At 72.6% G+C, this 17,615-nt stretch carries 8 protein-coding genes; 5 read left to right on the forward strand and 3 right to left on the reverse strand.

Annotation, left to right across the window (positions count from 1 at the left end; translation table 11 throughout):
* Positions 1-178 precede the first annotated feature (178 nt).
* The 5 genes from OG230_RS13655 (at position 179) to OG230_RS13675 (ending at position 10,052) form a co-directional block, all read left to right on the forward strand.
* Positions 179-3,784, forward strand: a complete 3,606-nt coding sequence (locus OG230_RS13655) for an FHA domain-containing protein (RefSeq protein ID WP_328910468.1) — start codon at positions 179-181, stop codon at positions 3,782-3,784.
* Positions 3,785-4,019: 235 nt separating this feature from the next.
* On the forward strand, positions 4,020-5,384 hold the full coding sequence (locus OG230_RS13660; RefSeq protein WP_328910469.1) for an ABC transporter substrate-binding protein: 1,365 nt from the start codon (positions 4,020-4,022) through the stop codon (positions 5,382-5,384).
* Positions 5,385-5,388: 4 nt separating this feature from the next.
* Complete coding sequence (locus OG230_RS13665; RefSeq protein WP_328910470.1) at positions 5,389-6,750, forward strand: carbohydrate ABC transporter permease; 1,362 nt, start codon at positions 5,389-5,391, stop codon at positions 6,748-6,750.
* On the forward strand, positions 6,747-7,625 hold the full coding sequence (locus OG230_RS13670; RefSeq protein ID WP_328910471.1) for a carbohydrate ABC transporter permease: 879 nt from the start codon (positions 6,747-6,749) through the stop codon (positions 7,623-7,625). Before OG230_RS13665 ends, OG230_RS13670 begins: the two co-directional genes overlap by 4 nt.
* 156 nt (positions 7,626-7,781) lie before the next feature.
* A complete protein-coding gene (locus OG230_RS13675; RefSeq protein WP_328910472.1) occupies positions 7,782-10,052 on the forward strand; it encodes a bifunctional glycosyltransferase/CDP-glycerol:glycerophosphate glycerophosphotransferase in 2,271 nt (756 codons plus the stop codon).
* Between the two features lie 56 nt (positions 10,053-10,108).
* On the opposite strand, the gene OG230_RS13680 is transcribed toward OG230_RS13675, so the two are convergent.
* Genes OG230_RS13680 through OG230_RS13690 form a run of 3 tightly spaced genes read right to left on the reverse strand, consistent with a single transcriptional unit; the run spans position 10,109 to position 17,579 of the window.
* Positions 10,109-11,257 carry a glycosyltransferase gene (locus tag OG230_RS13680; protein ID WP_328910473.1) on the reverse strand — a complete coding sequence of 383 codons (1,149 nt, stop codon included), beginning with the start codon at positions 11,255-11,257 and terminating at the stop codon, positions 10,109-10,111.
* Positions 11,254-14,112 carry a bifunctional glycosyltransferase/CDP-glycerol:glycerophosphate glycerophosphotransferase gene (locus OG230_RS13685; protein WP_328910474.1) on the reverse strand — a complete coding sequence of 953 codons (2,859 nt, stop codon included), beginning with the start codon at positions 14,110-14,112 and terminating at the stop codon, positions 11,254-11,256. The genes OG230_RS13680 and OG230_RS13685 overlap by 4 nt, the downstream gene beginning before the upstream one ends.
* Complete coding sequence (locus OG230_RS13690; protein ID WP_328910475.1) at positions 14,109-17,579, reverse strand: bifunctional glycosyltransferase/CDP-glycerol:glycerophosphate glycerophosphotransferase; 3,471 nt, start codon at positions 17,577-17,579, stop codon at positions 14,109-14,111. The genes OG230_RS13685 and OG230_RS13690 overlap by 4 nt, the downstream gene beginning before the upstream one ends.
* Positions 17,580-17,615: the final 36 nt, after the last annotated feature.

A 17,615-nucleotide genomic window follows, 5' to 3' on the forward strand; every position in this document is an offset into this window, starting at 1 on the left:
TGGCCCCCGGGCGTGTTGTCAGTGGCAGGTGCGAGGATGCCTCCAGCACGGAACTGTGGGGTCGGGAGCCTCGCGGTACGTGACGACCTGTACCGGACGACGCGTCCGTGCCGGGTGGGGGGAATCACAGGTCACCTCCCCTGCCGGGCGCCCCGCGCAGAAGGGACCGCTGACGGCGATGCAGATCCGGCTGACCGTCCTCGCGCCGCGCAGCGGCCAGACCCCGCCCCCGGCGCGCGCCTGCGATGTGCTCGTCACCGCCCCGGCGGGCACGGCACTCGCGGCTGTCGCCTCCGGCCTGGCCTCGGCCGTCTCCGGCCCCGACGGCTCCATGGGCGGCGGCGCGGTGGTGCTGTTCGCCGGGCGCGAGCGGCTCGACGCGCAGCGCATCGCCCTGGGCGAACCCCCACTGGTGGACGGCGCGGTCCTCTCGCTCCAGATGCCCGGTGAGGACGAGGCGGTGGACGACGCCGTCCCCGCGCACCTCCATGTGATCGCCGGGCCCGACGCGGGCGGGGTGCATCTGCTGCACGGCGGACAGATCCGGATCGGCCGCTCCGCCGACGCGGACGTCCCGCTCGACGACCCGGACGTGTCCCGGCTGCACTGCGCGGTGACGGTCTCCGAGGACGGCCGGGTCTCGGTGGCCGACCTGGGCTCCACGAACGGCACCTCGCTGGACGGCACGGAAGTCCACGACCGGCCGGTCCGGCTGAACCCGGGTGCGCTGCTGCGCCTCGGCGAATCGACGCTCCGGCTCACTTCGGGCACCCGTGCCCCCGTGCTGCCGACGGCCCCGGACGGCGAGGGCCACCTCCGGGTCAACCGGGCGTCCGTCACCCACGCCCCGGCCCCGGGCCGTCCCGAGCCGGGATCAGGAGAGCGGTACGGCGAGGGGTACGGGACCCACGCGGCGCACGCGTACGGCGAGGCCGCCTCGCAGGGCGGCCAGGTACCGGCCGGACACGACGCCCACCGCTACGGACAGGACGGGGCGCACTCCCCCGCCACCCATGGGCACGGCACCCGTGTCTCTCCGGACGAGGCTCCCCGGCGCGGCGGCATAGGCGCCTGGGCGCGACGGCTCGCCGGCGGCAGGGGCGAGGCGGCGCACGACACGGCGGGGCAGGCGGACGACGCCCGCGCCACGCCCTCCTCTTCCTCTTCCTTCTCCGCTTCCTCCGTCTCCTCCTCGGCGCCCCGGCGTTCCGCCGCCCCGGAGGGGACGTGGCCCGACCCGGCGGCGGTGCTGTTGACCGCGCTCGGCCCCGGCCCGCGCCTGTGGGAGCGCGACCCCGCGCATCCCGAGGCCCTGGTCGTACGGCTGGGGACGACCGACCGGGCCGAGCTGCCCGCCGTTCCGGTGACCGTGGGGCTGCGGGAGGCCGGTTCGCTCGGTCTCGCGGGGCCGAGGGCCCGGCTGGCCGGACTGGCCCGGTCGGTGGTGGCGCAGCTCGCCGCGCTGCACTCCCCTTTCGATCTGGAGATCGTGCTGATCAGCACGGACCGCACGCGCGGCACGGACGAGCGCCGGCGCGAGTGGGCGTGGCTCGGGTGGCTGCCGCATCTGCGGCCGATGCACGGGCAGGACTGCCGCCTGCTCCTCGCGTACGACCGGGAACAGGCCACGGCCCGGACGGCGGAGCTGGTGCGCCGGCTGGACGAGGGGCCGCTCGGGCCCGGCTGGGCGAGCGTCGACCGGGCCACGGTCGCCGAGGCCGCCCGGCGGCACACGGGGCCGTACACCGTGGTGATCGTCGACGGTGACCCCGGTTCCGCGGCGCTGCGCGAGACCACGGCGAGGCTGGCCGGTGCGGGGGCGGCTGCCGGTATCCATCTGATCTGCCTGGCCGAGGCTCCCGCGTCGTCGCCCACCTCGCCCGTCGACGCGACGTACGACGCCGCCTGCCGGGCCTCGATCGCGTTCCGGGAGTGCGGGGCCGTCGCCATGCTGAGCGGCGACGTGGCGACCGCGCTGCGCCTGTTGCGTACGGCGGGCGGACGGACCGCGGGCCACGGCACCGTGGCGGCCGTGGATGCGGTGTCGGTGGCCTGGGCCGAGCGGTTCGGGCGGGCGCTGGCCCCGCTGCGCGAGGAGGGCTCGGTGGCCCTGCCCGGTCGCCCGATGGCCGCGGCGCTGCCGCCGTCCGCACGCCTGCTGGACGAGCTGGGCCTGGCGCGGGCCACCCCGGCGTCGCTGATGGCGCGCTGGGCCTCCACGGCGGAGGAACAGCCGGGTGCGACGCCTCGCCCCGCCGCCTCGCCCGGCCCGTCCGCGACGGACCTGGACACCCCGGGCTCGGGGCGCACCGTCAGCACGGCCGCCCGCGTGGGCCCCCAGCGCACCGCCCCGGAGAGGGACACCCGCGACTCGGACCGCACCCCGTACCCGGGAACCACGTCCTACGGCTCGGGCCGTACGCCGTACCCGGGCACGGACCACACTGGCTCCGGACGCACCCCGTACCCCCGCACCGACAGCACGGGCTCCGGCCGCACCCCGTACCCCGCCACGGACCACACCGGCTCCGGACGCACCCCGTACCCGAGCACCGAGGCGTCCGGCTCCGGGCGTACGCCGTACCCCCGCACCGACAGCACGGGCTCCGGCCGCACCCCGTACCCCGCCACGGACCACACCGGCTCCGGACGCACCCCGCATCCCCGGACCGCCGCGCAGGTGCAGCGGCGCGAGGAGGCCGTGGGGGCGGAGTCCGTGGGCCGCGGTCCGGGTGGGGGTCCGGCGGTGTACGCCGGGCGGCCCGTGATCGTGCTCGGGGCCGGGCCCCGGGGGGCCCTCAGCGTCGATCTGGCCGACGAGGGACCGCACCTGCTCGTCGAGGGCCCCGCGGGCAGCGGTCGTACGGAGCTGCTGCGTGCCGTCGCCGCCTCGCTGGCCGCCGCGGCCCGGCCCGACCGGCTCGGCATCCTGCTCATCGACGGCGCGGGCAGCGAACGCGGCGAGGGGCTGCGCCCCTGCACGGAACTCCCGCACGTCTTCACGCACTTGGTGGCCTCCGATCCCGTGCGGATGCGGGAGTTCGCCCAGGCCCTGGGCGGGGAGCTGAAGCGCCGGGCGGAGCTGCTCGGCCCGCTGGACTTCGCCGAGTGGCACGCGCGGCACGAGGTGTCGCAGCGGATCGTGGGCCAGCGTCCGCCCAGCCCTGCCGAGCAGCGCGGCGATCTGGACTCACCGGCCACCGGCACCCTGCGGCTGAGGCCCGCCGCGCGGACCGCCGCCCCGGGCCCTTCGCCGCTGCCCCGGCTCGTCGTCCTGGCGGACGACTTCGACGCTCTGGTCGCCCCCGCGCTCGGCAGCCCCGGCCGTCCCGCCGCCGGGTCCGTCGTCCGTGCCCTGGAAGCCGTGGCCAGGGACGGCGGCCGGCTCGGCGTCCACCTGGTCGCGACCTCCGCGCGCCCGGACCGCACGGAGGACACCGAACTGGCCCGCGGGGCCCGGCTGCGGATCATCCTCGACGCACCGGCCGTACCGCCCTCCCCGGACGAACCCGCCCCGGGCCGGGGGAGGCTGGGGCATCCGGACGGCCGGGTCACACCGTTCCAGGGGGGCCGGGTCACCGGCCGCATCCCCCGTACGGCGACGCTGCGTCCCACCGTCGTCCCGCTGGAATGGGAGCGGATGGGCGATCCGCCCACCCGGCGCCCCGTCCGCGAGCTGGGCAACGGACCGACGGACCTGGCGCTGCTGGCCAGCGCCCTGGAGCGGGCGGCCCGTTCGGTGAACGCGGAGCGACTGCCCCCACTTCTCCCCTTCCCCTCCTGACTCCGCGGGCCGAACCGGCCTCCCGGCCGACTGATGCGACGTCACGAGGCCATCACGATCAGCCGGTTGTGGCCGATCGCGGTATTGCGGCGCCCGTGCCCCGGGCGTAGGACTGTGCGCACGGACGACGTGAACGCACTGAACGCACGACATGTGTACGGAGCGGCAGCGCGCGCAGGCCCATCGGCCCGCGCCACCGCTCCGCGCACATGCGCGCAGGAGAGACGGGGCAGGGATGCGCACAACCCTTCGCATGCGTAGGGCCGCACTGGTTTGCACCGCCGTCGGGGCACTGGCCCTCACCGGCTGCGGCGGCGACAGCGACGGCAAGGACGAGCCGGGCAAGGGCTCCGCCAAGGACACCCCGAACCCGTCGAGCGTCGTGTTACCGAAGCTGGACGGCGAGAAGATCTCGGTGGCGGCGGTCTGGACCGGGCCGGAGCAGGCCAACTTCACCAAGGTTCTGGGCGAGTTCGAGAAGCGCACGGGAGCGACGGTCACCTTCGTCCCGGCGCAGGACCCGATCGTCAACTTCCTCGGTACGAAGGTGGCGGGAGGCCAGCCGCCGGACGTCGCGATGATCCCGCAGGTCGGCGCGATCCAGCAGGCCGTGGCGAAGAAGTGGGCCAAGCCGGTGGGCGCCGAGGCGAAGGCCCAGCTGAGCAAGAACTACGCGCAGGTCTGGCAGGACCTCGGAGCGGTCGACGGCACCCAGTACGGGGTGTACTTCAAAGCCGCGAACAAGTCCCTGATCTGGTACAACGCCAAGGCGTTCGAGAACGCGGGCGCGAGCGAGCCGAAGACCTGGAAGGACTTCCTGGCCACGGCCGAGACGGTCTCGGCCTCCGGCGTCACCCCGGTCTCGGTCGGCGGCGCGGACGGCTGGACCCTCACCGACTGGTTCGAGAACATCTACCTCTCCCAGGCGGGCCCGGAGAAGTACGACCAGCTGGCGCAGCACGAGATCAAGTGGACGGACCCGTCCGTGAAGGACGCGCTCACCACGCTCGCCCAGCTCTTCGGCAAGCCGAGCCTGATCGCGGGCGGCGCCGACGGCGCGCTCCAGACCGAGTTCCCGGCGTCCGTCACGCAGACGTTCACCGGCGGGGACCAGCCCAAGGGGGCCATGGTCTTCGAGGGCGACTTCGTCTCCATCAACATCGCGCAGACGAAGGCCGAGATCGGCACGGACGCCAAGGTGTTCCCGTTCCCGGCGGTCGGCGATGCCTCCCCCGTGGTGACGGGCGGCGACGCGGCGGTGGCCCTGAAGGACAGCAAGGGCGCGCAGGCGCTGCTGACCTGGCTGGCCTCCACCGACGCGGCGAAGATCTGGGCCGAGGCGGGCGGGTTCATCTCGCCGAACAAGGGCCTGGACGCCGCCGCGTATCCGAACGACGTCCAGCGCAAGATGGCCGAGGCACTGATCGCGGCCGGTGACGACGTCCGGTTCGACATGTCCGACCAGGCGCCGCAGTCGTTCGGCGGTACCCCCGGGAAGGGCGAGTGGAAGACGCTCCAGGACTTCCTGAAGAACCCGAAGGACATCGCGGGGACTCAAGCCAAGCTGGAGTCCGACGCGGCCAAGGCGTACAAGAGCTGACGGGATGACGACAGCGGCCAAGGGGGACACCCTCGCGGTGTCCCCCGCCGACCAGCGTCCACGTCAGCACCCGCGCCGGAGCGTGACCGGCACCCGGAAGATCATCGCGGCGGTGTTCCTGCTGCCCGCGCTGGTCCTTCTCGGCGCGCTCGTGGTCTATCCCATCGTCTACTCCGTCTACCGTTCGTTCTTCGACCAGGCGGGTACGGGCTTCGCCGGGCTCGACAACTACAAGGCCCTGTTCAGCGACGCCACCATCCGGACCGCGGTCAAGAACAACGCGGTCTGGGTCGTGTTCGCGCCGACGATCTCCACCGCCCTCGGGCTGATCTTCGCGGTGCTGACCGAACGCATCCGTTGGGGTACGGCGTTCAAGCTGATCGTCTTCATGCCCATGGCGATCTCGATGCTCGCCGCGGGCATCATCTTCCGCCTGGTGTACGACCAGGCCCCGGAGCGCGGTGTCGCCAACGCCGTATGGGTGGGTGTGCACGACACGTTCGCCGAGTCGGCGGGCTTCCCGAAGGCGCATCCGCTGCCCGTGCATCCGCTGAAGCCGGGCGGCGGCGGCTCGTTCGTCACGAAGCAGGCGGTGAGGGCCGGTGAGCCGGTCCTGATTCCGCTCGTCGGCGTGGCACCGGCGAAGATGCCGGGCGACGCCGCACCGGCGAAGGCGGCCACCGGCGGGGACGGGAAGATCACCGGCACCGCCTGGCTCGACTTCACCAAGGGGGGCGGCGGCCGGCCCAATGTCGTCGACCCCAAGGAGCTCGGCCTCAAGGGCATCAAGGTCGAGGCGGTCCGGGACGGCAAGGTGATCGCGTCGGCGACGGCCGGCGCGGACGGTACGTTCACCCTGCCCGCCTCGGCCGACGGCGCCGTCATCCGGCTGCCCGCCGCCAACTTCGCGGAGCCGTACAACGGCGTCGACTGGCTCGGGCCGTCCCTGGTGACGCCCGGGATCATCGGCAGCTACGTATGGATGTGGGCGGGCTTCGCCATGGTGCTGATCGCCGCGGGCCTGGCCGGTCTGCCGCGTGAACTCCTGGAAGCGGCCCGGGTGGACGGTGCCAACGAGTGGCAGGTGTTCCGCAGGATCACGGTGCCGATGCTCGCACCGGTTCTCGCGGTGGTGCTGGTCACCCTGATGATCAACGTCCTGAAGATCTTCGACCTGGTGTTCATCATCGCGCCGGGTTCCTCCCAGGACGACGCGAACGTGCTGGCGCTCCAGCTGTACCGGTCCTCGTTCGGCACGGACGCCGACCTGGGGATCGGCAGCGCCATCGCCGTACTCCTGCTGCTGCTGGTGATCCCGGTGATGCTGTTCAACATCCGCCGGATACGGAAGGAGGGGCGCCGGTGACCACCGTGCCGACCGTGAAGGCCAAGCAGTCCCTCGGCGCGCGGATCGCCGCCCGGGCCGGCGGCGGGGTGATGCGGGTCTTCCTGATCCTGGTGGGCCTGTTCTGGCTGATGCCGACGATCGGGCTGCTGCTCTCCTCGCTGCGCGGCGCCGACGACATCGCCGCGACCGGCTGGTGGAAGGTCCTCACCGCACCCTCCGAGCTCACCTTCGACAACTACCAGCGCCTGCTCGACAATTCGGTGATCACCGACTCCCTGCTCAGTACGGTGATGATCACCGTCCCGACCACGCTGCTGGTCGTGGTGATCGGTTCACTCGCCGGATACGCCTTCGCCTGGATGGAGTTCCCCGGCCGCGACTGGTGGTTCCTCATCGTCGTGGGGCTGTTGGTCGTACCCGTACAGGTCGCCCTGATCCCGGTCTCCGAACTCTTCGGCGCCATCGGGATATTCGAGACGACCTTCGGCGTGATCATGTTCCACACGGCCTTCGGGCTGCCGTTCGCGATCTTCCTGCTGCGGAACTTCTTCGCGGAGATCCCGCGCGAACTGCTGGAGGCCGCACGGCTCGACGGGGCGGGCGAGATCAGGCTCTTCACCCGTGTGGTGATGCCGCTGGGCGGACCGGCGATCGCCTCGCTCGGGATCTTCCAGTTCCTCTGGGTGTGGAACGACATGCTCGTGGCGCTGATCTTCGCCGATTCCGAGTCACCGCCGATCACCGTGGCGCTCCAGCAGCAGGTGCGCCAGTTCGGCAACAACATCGACGTACTGGCGCCCGGTGCCTTCGTCTCGATGGTGATTCCGCTGGCCGTCTTCTTCGCGTTCCAGCGGCAGTTCGTGTCCGGCGTGATGGCGGGCGCCGTCAAGTAGCCGCCTGTCGGAGACGTCAACACGGAGCGGCCCGGTTACCCACAACCGGGCCGCTCCGGCCCGTATATCCCCCGAATGCCACATCCGGCGTAACCCCATCGGCCCTTCGGCCGTTTGCGAGCCACCTGCCGCCCGCGAGCGACCCATGGATGTGTTGTGCCCCGGTTCAGTGTCATCGTGCCCGCGTACCGGGTCCAGGCGTATCTGCACGAATGCCTGGACTCGGTGTCGGGCCAGTCCTTCAAAGACTTCGAAATCATCGTGGTCGACGACGGCTCACCGGACGCCTGCGGCGCCATCGCCGACGAGTACGCCGGACGCGACCACAGGTTCAGCGTCGTCCATCTGCCGGGGAACACCGGCCTCGGCCCGGCGCGCAACGCCGGTATCGCCAGGGCGAGCGGGGACTACCTGATCTTCCTCGACGGGGACGACACCCTCCTGCCGGACGCGCTGCAGACCATCGCCGACCGGATCACGGCGACCGGCGGTCCCGATGTCCTCGTCTACGACTACACCCGCGTGTACTGGAGCGGCGAGACCGTACGCAACCAGCTCGCCCGGCATCTCGCCGAGACCGGGCCCGCCTCCTTCCGGCTGGCCGACCGCCCCGAGCTGCTCAAGGTCCTGATGGTCGTCTGGAACAAGGCGTACCGCCGGGAGTTCGTGGAGGCCGAGGGCTTCACCTTCCCGCCCGGATACTACGAGGACACGCCCTGGACCTATCCGGTGCTGATGGCCGCCGGATCGATCGCGGTCCTCGACAGCGTGTGCGTCGGCTACCGCCAGCGGCGCCGGGGCAACATCCTCTCCACCACCAGCCGCCGCCATTTCGACGTCTTCGACCAGTACGACCGGGTCTTCGCGTTCATCGACGCGCGCCCCGAGCTCGCCGTCTGGCGGCCGGCGATATTCCGGCGGATGCTCGACCACTTCTCGACGCTGTTCACCTCGCACGGGAGGCTGCCGCAGGGCACCCGCGCCGAGTTCTTCCGCCGGGCCCGTACCCACTGCGTCCGCTACCGCACGCCCGGCGCCCGTGTCCCGCGCCGGGCACGCCTGCGCCACGGGCTGTTCCGGCTGGGCGCCCACCGCACGTACCGCCTGCTGTGGGCCGCGCAGCAGCTGCGCGGCGTACTGAGGCTGCGCGTCGCCGCACTGCGCCACGCGGTGCGCGGGGCGCTCCTCCAGCTGCACTACCGCGTCCAGCTGCGGCTGCCCGTCCGGCCCCGCGAGGCCGTGTTCGCCGCCTACTGGAACCGGGGCTACGCCTGCAATCCGGCCGCGATCGAGGCGAAGGCGCGCGAGCTGGTCCCCGGCCTGCGGACCTCGTGGATCTGCCGCCCCGAGGACGCGCACACCGTGCCCACCGGCACCCGCAGGCTGCACCCGGGGACGTACCGCTACTGGACCGCGCTGGCCCGCTCCAAGTACCTCGTGAACAACGTCAACTTCGACCGGCGGCTGGTGAAGAGACGCGGCCAGGTGCTGCTGCAGACCCACCACGGGACGCCGCTCAAGACCATGGGGACGGATCTGCTGGACCGTCCGGCGGCGGCCGGGTCCACGGACTTCGGACAGCTGCTGCGCAACATCGACAAGTGGGACTTCTCCCTCTCCGCGAATCTGCACTCCACGCTCGTCTGGGAGCGGACCTACCCCTCCGGCTACACGACGCTGGAGTACGGCTATCCGCGCAACGACGTGTTCCAGCACACGAGCGCGCAGGAGGTGGCCCGGCTGCGCGAGACGCTCGGCGTCCCGGAGGACTGCACCGCCATCCTGTACGCGCCGACGCACCGCGACTACCGGCGCTCGCAGCGCCACGCCCTGGACCTGGAACGACTCGTCCAGGTCCTCGGGCCGCGCTACGTCGTCCTGGCCCGCTCCCACTACCTGTACAGCGCCCCGAAGGCACAGGCAGGCCGGACGCCGCATCCCCGGATCATCGACGTCAGCGACCATCCCTCGCTGGAGGCGCTGTGTCTCGCCTCGGACGCACTGATTACGGACTACTCCTCGCTGATGTTCGACTACGCCAACCTGGACCGTCCGCTCGTCATCCACCTGGACGACAGCCAGGCGTACGAGGCGGCACGGGGGACGTACTTCGACCTCCAGACCTTCCCGCCCGGAGTGGTCGCCCGCAGCCAGGACGAGCTGCTCGACATCTTCACCACGGACCACTGGCGCGGTTCCCGGTCCGCGCAGCTGCGGGCGGCGTTCCGGGCCCGGTTCTGTCCGTACGACGACGGGTACGCCGCCGAGCGGGTGGTGCGCCGGGTCTTCCTGGGCGAGACGGCCGGGCTGCCCGTGCCCGTACCCCTCAAGGAGCGGCGGCCCTTGGGCACGCTGCCCCGGCAGACCGCCCCGCGGGCGACGCCGAACCCGTCGAGGGCGGCGACGTCCAGCCCGTCGGCCGACTGAGGGCGCAGCCGCCACGGGATGCCGGGCCGGTGAACGTCTCCGGCCCGGCCCCTCCCTCACCGCTCCAGGAAGGCGAAGAGCTCCTCCCAGCGGCGCAGGATCTCCGTCTCGGAGAACCGCTGCACGTTGACCCGCGCCCGCTCCCCCATCGCGTCCCGCATCCGCGGGTTGCCGGTGAGCCGCAGCAGCCGGTCGGCCAGGGCGCCGATGTCACCGGCCGCCGCGAGGAGGCCGTCCTCGCCGTCGCGCACGATCTCCCGGACGCCGGGCGCGCAGTCGAAGGCGGCGCACGGCACCCCGCTCGCCATCGCCTCCATCAGCGCCAGCGGGAAGCCTTCGCCGCGCGAGGACTGGACGAAGACCGAGGCGTCCGCGAGGGCCCCCGGCACGTCGTCCGTGCGGCCCTTCCACTCGACCGAGCCGTCCAGGCCCAGTTCGGTGCACCGCGCCCTCAGTTCCGCCTCGTCCTCGCCCGCCCCGTACACGGCGAGCCGCCATTCCGGCCGCTGCGGGGCCACCAGCGCCCAGGTGTCCAGGAGCATGTCGATGCCCTTCTGGTCACTGAGCCTGCCGATGCTCGCGACGCTCCTCCCGGTGCGCGGGGAGGGCACTTCGGGCAGCCGGGCCAGGGCGTTCGGCATGAATCCGACGTTGTTCATGCCGTCGCCCGCCCAGATGTCGGCGTCCTCCTCGGTGAGGACGAGCCAGTGGTCCAGGGCGCTGTAGTGGTTCTTGATCCACCGGTAGCGGTGGCTCGCGCGGGAGTAGTCGTACGACTCGTGACTCATCCCGATCACCCGGTGGCCGGAGGTGTCGGCCTCGCCGACCCATTCCATGGCCCACACCTGGGTGACGAGGACGACGGCCCCGGGCGGCGCCGTGCGGAAGATCTCGGAGAGCCGCCGGACCGCGCGCCGCTTCTCCTCGACCCTGGCCGCCTCCCTCCGCCGCGCCGGAACCCGCAGCCGGTCCCGCAGGGTCCTGGGCGCCCAGGGGGTCGGCGGATGGGCCGGGTACAGGGCGGTGACGGGAATCCCCGGGGCGTCGGGGAGCGCCATCTTCAGCTCCGAGGCGTGGATGCCGATCACCTGCACCCGGTGTCCGCGCTCCTGGAACAATCGGGCCGTCCGGTGCGTCCAGCCGGTGACACCGCCGAGCTCGTCCGTGCTGTTGGAAACGATGAATACGTCACGGCTGCGGCTCATCGGCCGGCCTCCCGGGCGGTACGAGAGAGGGGGCGGGCGAAGACGGTGCGGACGACGCTACGGGCCGCGTCGCCCTTGTCGTAGCTGCCGAACTCCGCGGCGAAAGCGGCGCGTTGCTCCTGGAACGCGACGTCGGTGGCCTTCAGCCGGCCCATCACCGCGAACAGTTCGCCCTCCGTCTCCACCACCGGACCGGGTGCCTTCTCCCGCAGGTCGAAGTAGCTGCCCCGGGCTTCGGCGTACGCGTCGAGGTCGGGCGCGAACAGGACGACGGGCCGGTCCAGCAGCGCGTAGTCGAACATGATCGACGAGTAGTCGGTGACCAACACGTCGGCGATCGTGAGGAGTTCGGTGACGTCGTGGTGCGAGGAGACGTCCAGCACGGTGCCGGGCGGGCACACGGGCAGCCTCGCGGCCTCCAGGTAGTGGGCCCGCACGAGGAGGGTGTACTCGTCGCCGAACCGCCTCGCGAACCGCGCCACGTCCAGCGGGAGCCGCCGCCGCTTGCGCTTCCCGGGCCCGCCGCGGAAGGTCGGCGCGTACAGCACGACCTTCTTGTGGTCGGGGATGCCGAGTGCCTCGGCGAGCGCCGGGCGCGGCAGCCGCCCCTCGGTCTCGTCCCTGGCGCGCGCCGCGGCCAGGGCGTCGTTGCGGGGGTATCCGGTGGCCAGCAGCCGTTCGGCGGGGAGCCGGTAGGCGCGGGCGAGGGTGTTCACGTCGTGCTCGGAGCGGACGAGGAAGTGGTCGAAGCGGTGCACGGCCTCCTGGAGGCGGTGGCGCTGCGGGGCGTTCTGCATCCGTACGCGCGTCTCGTCGAAGCCCATGCGCTTGTACGCCGAGCCGTGCCAGGTCTGGAGATACGTCGTGCCGGGACGCTTGCGCAGGTTCTGCGGGAAGCCCTGGTTGTCGACCCAGTACTCCGCGCGGGCCAGGGCCCACAGATACCGCCACGACCAGCGCCGTACGAGCCGCGCGTCGGGCGGGAACCCCTTGGGGGAGCTCTCGTACGACCAGACGCAACGCAGTCCGAGGCCCTGTCTGCGCACCTCTTCGTGGACGGCGCGGGGGCTGTCGCCGTAGCACTTGCCCATGTGGCTCTCGAAGACGACGGAGCCCTTGCGTACGGGCAGCCGGCAGAGCCAGGTGTTGTAGACGGGGGCCTTGAAAGCGCGCGAGCGCCAGCGGTCGCGCTTCTTGCGCAGGGCCTTCAGCAGGAGCTGGGCCTTGCGGGCGGGCCGGAAGTGGGTGGCGTAGTGGACCAGGCGGCGCAGGATGCGGGCGGGGCGGCTGCGGGCCACGAGGCGCAGCGCCAGGTGGTCCTTGAGCGTGACGTAGGGCTCCCAGGTGTCCCCCGCGAGCCGTCCGAGCCGTGGCCTGGCGGTGAAGCGGTCGGCCCGGTCGAGAAGGTCGTGGGCGGCGAAGAGGTCGCTGACGCACTGCTCCTCACCGGCCCCGACGAACAGGCGGGCGTCCCACAGCGTGTCCCGTGCGCCGAGGGGGCGCAGGACGCGGGTGAGGTCGGCGTGGGCCCGCCAGCGGATGCCGGTGGCCTCGCGAACCAGCTCACCGACCGGGAAGCGGAAGGCGCGCGAGCCGTCCCGCACCCGGAACTCCAGCTCTCCGGTGAGGGGCAGCCCGGGGCCGGGGCCGGCGTGGTCGGGCAGGACCAGGTGCCCTTCGAGAAGCAGCTGCCCGTTGTCGGTGGTGCAGCGGGTGAGCCGGTTCATCAGCCGCAGCTCACCGAACGTGCGGTACTGGTGGCCCAGTTCGGTGACGTCGAGGTCCACGGGCGGCGTCCGGCCGGTGTCCGGGGCGGGCCAGCGGACGCGTCCGTCGTCGCCGGTGACGAGGGGGGCGGCCACGGCACCCGGGCGGCTCAGCGCGTACGCCGCCGCGAGGACGGCCTCCGCGTCGCCCTGGGCGAGGAGGTGCACGGCGACCCGTTCGAGTGGGGGCAGCGTCTCCCTGACCGGGGCGGGGACGCTCTCGGTGAGGCCGTGGGCGGTGGCCGCGGCGATCCGGTCCCGTTCGGCGGCGGGCAGCCGGGGGAACGTACGGGCGAGCGGCACCAGTTGATCGAGGGCGAAGGCGCGTTCGCGCTGTTCACACAGGTCGTGCAGCCCTTGGGCGACCAGGGTGTTGCACACGGCGCGGTGGGCCCGGAGCGTTCCGGGGACGTCCTGCCCGCGCGCCGCCCGCCCGGTCACGATCAGCCTGCGGACGAGGGCGATCCGGCCGGCCGCGGCGGCTGCCAGGGGTCCGAAGAGGATCTCGCTGCGGGTGAGGTCCTCCGCGTAACGCAGGCCGTGCTTTTCCAGGGCTTCGCGGCGCACACAGAAACCGGTCACCAGAGCGTCCCTGACGGTCAGTTCGGGGGCTTCGGTGAAGCGGTCGAGCGTCCGGGAGCGGGCGAAGAGCTGATGCTGCCAGGAGGGCTCCTGCTCCTTCGTGCCCTCCCCGGTGAGCCGGCTCCAGCGGCCGGCCACGAGGTCGGCGCCGGTGCGTTCGGCGGCCTCCCAGAGATTGCGGCAGGCGTGGAGCTGGAGGCGTTCGCCCTCTCCGAGGACGAGGACGTGACGGCCCAGGGCCGCGTCCAGTCCGGCGTTGCGCAGCGCCGCTTCCGTGGTGGCGCCCCCGTCCGCACCCTCGTCCGCGACGAGGACGCGGACCCGGCCGGGGCTGCCCGCGGCGAGCGCGTCGGCCGCCGCCCGGGTGCCCGGGTCGCCGTCGGCCGAAAGGACGACGAGGGCTTCGGTGGCCCGAAGGCTCTGGGCGGTCACGGAGTCGACGGACGCCCGCAGTGCGGCGGCCCCTCCCCCGCCGGTGACCACACAGCTGAAGTCCGGTGCGCTCATACCTGTTCCCCCTTGAGCATCAGATCGGCTACCCGGGTGGCCGCGGTGCCGTCGTCGAGGTCGCAGAACGACTCACGGAACCGGGCGTAGGCGTCGCGATGTGTTTCGGTGACGGACGCGAGGTCCCGCAGCGCCTCCACGACACCCGCCGAGGTGGGGACCAGCGGTCCCGGTGCCTGCGTGGCGAAGTCGAAGCAGAAGCCGCGCAGGGTGTCGCGGTAGTGCTCCAGGTCGTAGGTGTGGAACACCATCGGGCGGCCGGTCCCGGCGAAGTCGAACATCAGGGACGAGTAGTCGGTGACCAGGGCGTCGCTGATCAGGATCAGCTCGGCGACGTCCGGGTAGCGCGACACGTCGCGGACGAACTCGCTCTGCGGGATGCTGCCGCCCACCAGGTAGTGGCGTCGCACGAGCAGGACGGTGTCCTCGCCGAGTTCCTTCTCGGCCTGCGCCAGATCGAGTTGGAGGTCGAGTCCGTAACGGCCCGCCTGCTTGGGCCGGTCCTCGCGCCAGGTGGGCGCGTAGAGGATCACGCGCTTGCCGTCGGGGATGCCCAGCCGCTCCCGTACGGCGTCGGCGACCTTCTGCCGGTCGGCGGCGTACAGGAGGTCGTTGCGTGGATAGCCGCACTCGACGACCGCGCCGGTGTGTCCGAAGGCCCGCCGCATGACCGGTGTGGAGAAGGTGTTCGGAGAGACGAGGACGCTCCACTGGGCGGCACGTCGTGGCATCGACGCCATGTAGGCGACGTCGGCGGTCGGGGTGCCGGCCAGGTCGCGGCCGATGCGCTTGAGCGGCGTGCCGTGCCAGGTCTGCACCACGAACTGGCCGTCGGCCCGCTCGAACCACTCGGGCAGATGCGTGTTGGAGACGATCCAGCGGCTGCGGGCGAGCGCCTCGTGCCACTCGGCGCTGTGCAGCGCCACCGCGCGCGCCCCGGCCGGGACCCGGACCTGTTCGTCGCGGACCACCCAGAGGTGTTCGAGCGCGGTGTCGCGGCGGGCCAGTTCCTCGTAGACCGCACGGGGCGAGTCGGAGAACTGGCGTCCGTCGAAGCTGCTGTACAGGACGGCCCTGCGCAGCCCGTCCCCTCCGCCGCGCAGGGCGGCGTACCGCTCGCGCAGCCGCTGCTGGCCGTACGCTCCCCGTTCCGCGACGGGCAGGGCGCTGCCGGACTCCAGGACCAGCCGGTCGTGGAAGCGCCGTTCCAGGGTGAAGAGCCGGCCGGCCGGTTCGCGGTGGAGCGGCAGGCCCGCGTGGAGCGGCGTCCCGGCGCGCATCGGCAGGTAGGCGTCCGGGTCGGTCTCGCCCCGTTCGCGCAGGAAGAGGTACCAACGGCCCTCGGAGAGCGGGAGGGTGCCGCCGAGCCCTTCGACGTTCCCCGGGTCCAGGACCGCCCGGAACCCGGCCGTCCCGTCGCCCGCCACGGTCTCGGCCGGGAAGGCGGTCTCCTCCTGGTGGCCGCTGTGGCGCAGGACGAGTTCGAGGCCGCCGGCGTACCGGCCGGGCAGGCTGCCTTCGAGGACGAGTGTCCCGTCCTCCGCCCAGGAGAGCTCTTCGACGACCGGCTGCACCCCGCGGTCGGTGAGCACCAGGTCGCCGGAGGGGTTGGCGGCTGCGTGGACTTCGCGGCCCCCGGGAAGCGGATAGCGCGCGGACGGTGTCTCCGGACGCGCGGCCACCGTCACCCGGCGTTTGCCGCCCACCAGTTGGACCCCCCATGCCCCGTCGGAGCCGCGGAAGGCCGTGAGCGGGATCTCGGCGACGACCGTGCCGGCCGACGCACCGTCCGGACCGCTGAGCCCCAGGGGGAACTCCCGGGTCTCCTTGGTGCGCCATTCCTGGACGCGCAGGGCGGTGGGCTCGCTTCCGTCGAGGACCCGTACCTCGATCCGTACGCCTTGCCCGGTCGCGGTGTGCGCGACGAGGACGGCGTCGATCCGGTCGGTGCGCAGCTCCAGTTTGTTGCCCGACAGGACGGGGACGATCCGGGTGCGCTCGTCGGTGTACACGACGGCCGGGGCCGCCGGATTGCCCAGGAGTCGCATCGGACCGCGGCGCGCCCGGCCGGCGCCGAGGACGACGGATTCCAGCTTCCAGGTCCTCCGTCCGCCCTTCCCCGCCCCCTTGGCGGCGAGCTTGCGGGGGTCGACGACGGCCTCGAAGCCGGAGCGCTCGTAGCGGTGCAGGGTGCGGCCGGACCGGGCGGCGGCCTCGTCCGTACGGAAGGTGCGGACGCGCAGCGGGAGGACGCGGCGCCCGGACCGCAGCCAGCCGGTGCCGGCCGGACGGCCCGGTGCGTTGCGGACGTAGGCGTACCCCTTGAGGTGCAGCAGTCCGTCGCGCCAGACGGCCTGGGTGAGATGGGCGTGTACGGGGAGGTCGGTGCCGCTCAGCGCGGTGGCGCGGCTCGGGAGCGGGCCGTCGACGACCGGGTACTGCGCGCGGGGCCGGAGCACGCCGCGGACGTGGAAGGTGTCGCGGTCGGGCTTCTCGTAGGCGAGGAGGGCGAGGAGCTCGGGCATCCGGCGTTCCCTGACGAGCTGCCACTTGACCCGCAGATGCAGGGGCAGTGCGTCGACGACGGCCGGGTCGACGGTGGCGGCGAACGCGTTGGCGTGTTCGAGGAACGCCTCGTGGAAGGCGGCGTCGCCCTCCGGCAGCGCGTCGATGAACAGCCAGAGGTCACCGGAGAGTGCGTGCCCGTCGTACCGGCGCTTGGCCTCGGTCATGCCCCGCGCGGCGAGGAACCCGCTGACGGTGGAGACGGCGGTGACCCGGTCGCGGATGCCCTGGGGCACCGCACGCCGCGCCGTGATCGAACCGGCCCGGTCCCGCCAGTGGTAGACGGGATCCTCGACGACGTCGACGGACCGTGCCAGGAAGTGGGCGGGCAGCACGACGGCGATGTCCTCGTACAGGACACCGGTCGGGAACGCGAAGGCATGGCGGTCCCAGAAGGACCTGCGGAAGACCTTGTTGCAGGCGATGCGGTCGCCGAGCAGCACCCAGTCCCGGGTGACGTGGGTGGCGGACCGGGGCTTCTCCATCGGCTTGCGGAACATCGGCGACTGCTCCAGCGCACCGTTGGCGCGGAGCCGGAGCACGTTCCCGGTGACGAAGTCGGAGCCGGAGCGGGCGAGTTCGGCGAGCATCCGCTCGTACGCGCCGGGCGGCACGATGTCGTCGCTGTCGACGAACGTCAGGAACTCGCCGTCCCGGTGGGCCTCCTGGACTCCGGCGTTGCGGGCGGCCCCGAGTCCGGCGTTCTCCTGGGTGATCAGCCGGAAGCGCGGGTCCCGCGCGGCGAACTTCCGGGCGACGCGCCCGCTTCCGTCCGTGGAGCCGTCGTCGACCATGACGACTTCGAGGTCGGGCATGGTCTGTTCGGCGAGGGAGTCCAGGCAGGCACCGAGGTACTCCTCGACGTTGTAGAGCGGGACGACGACGGTGAGACGGGGTGCCATGCGCTGTGCACGATCCTTCCGGACGGACAACCTGGG

It is taken from the genome of Streptomyces sp. NBC_00234, from assembly GCF_036195325.1.
In the GTDB taxonomy this organism is placed as follows: Bacteria; Actinomycetota; Actinomycetes; order Streptomycetales; family Streptomycetaceae; genus Streptomyces.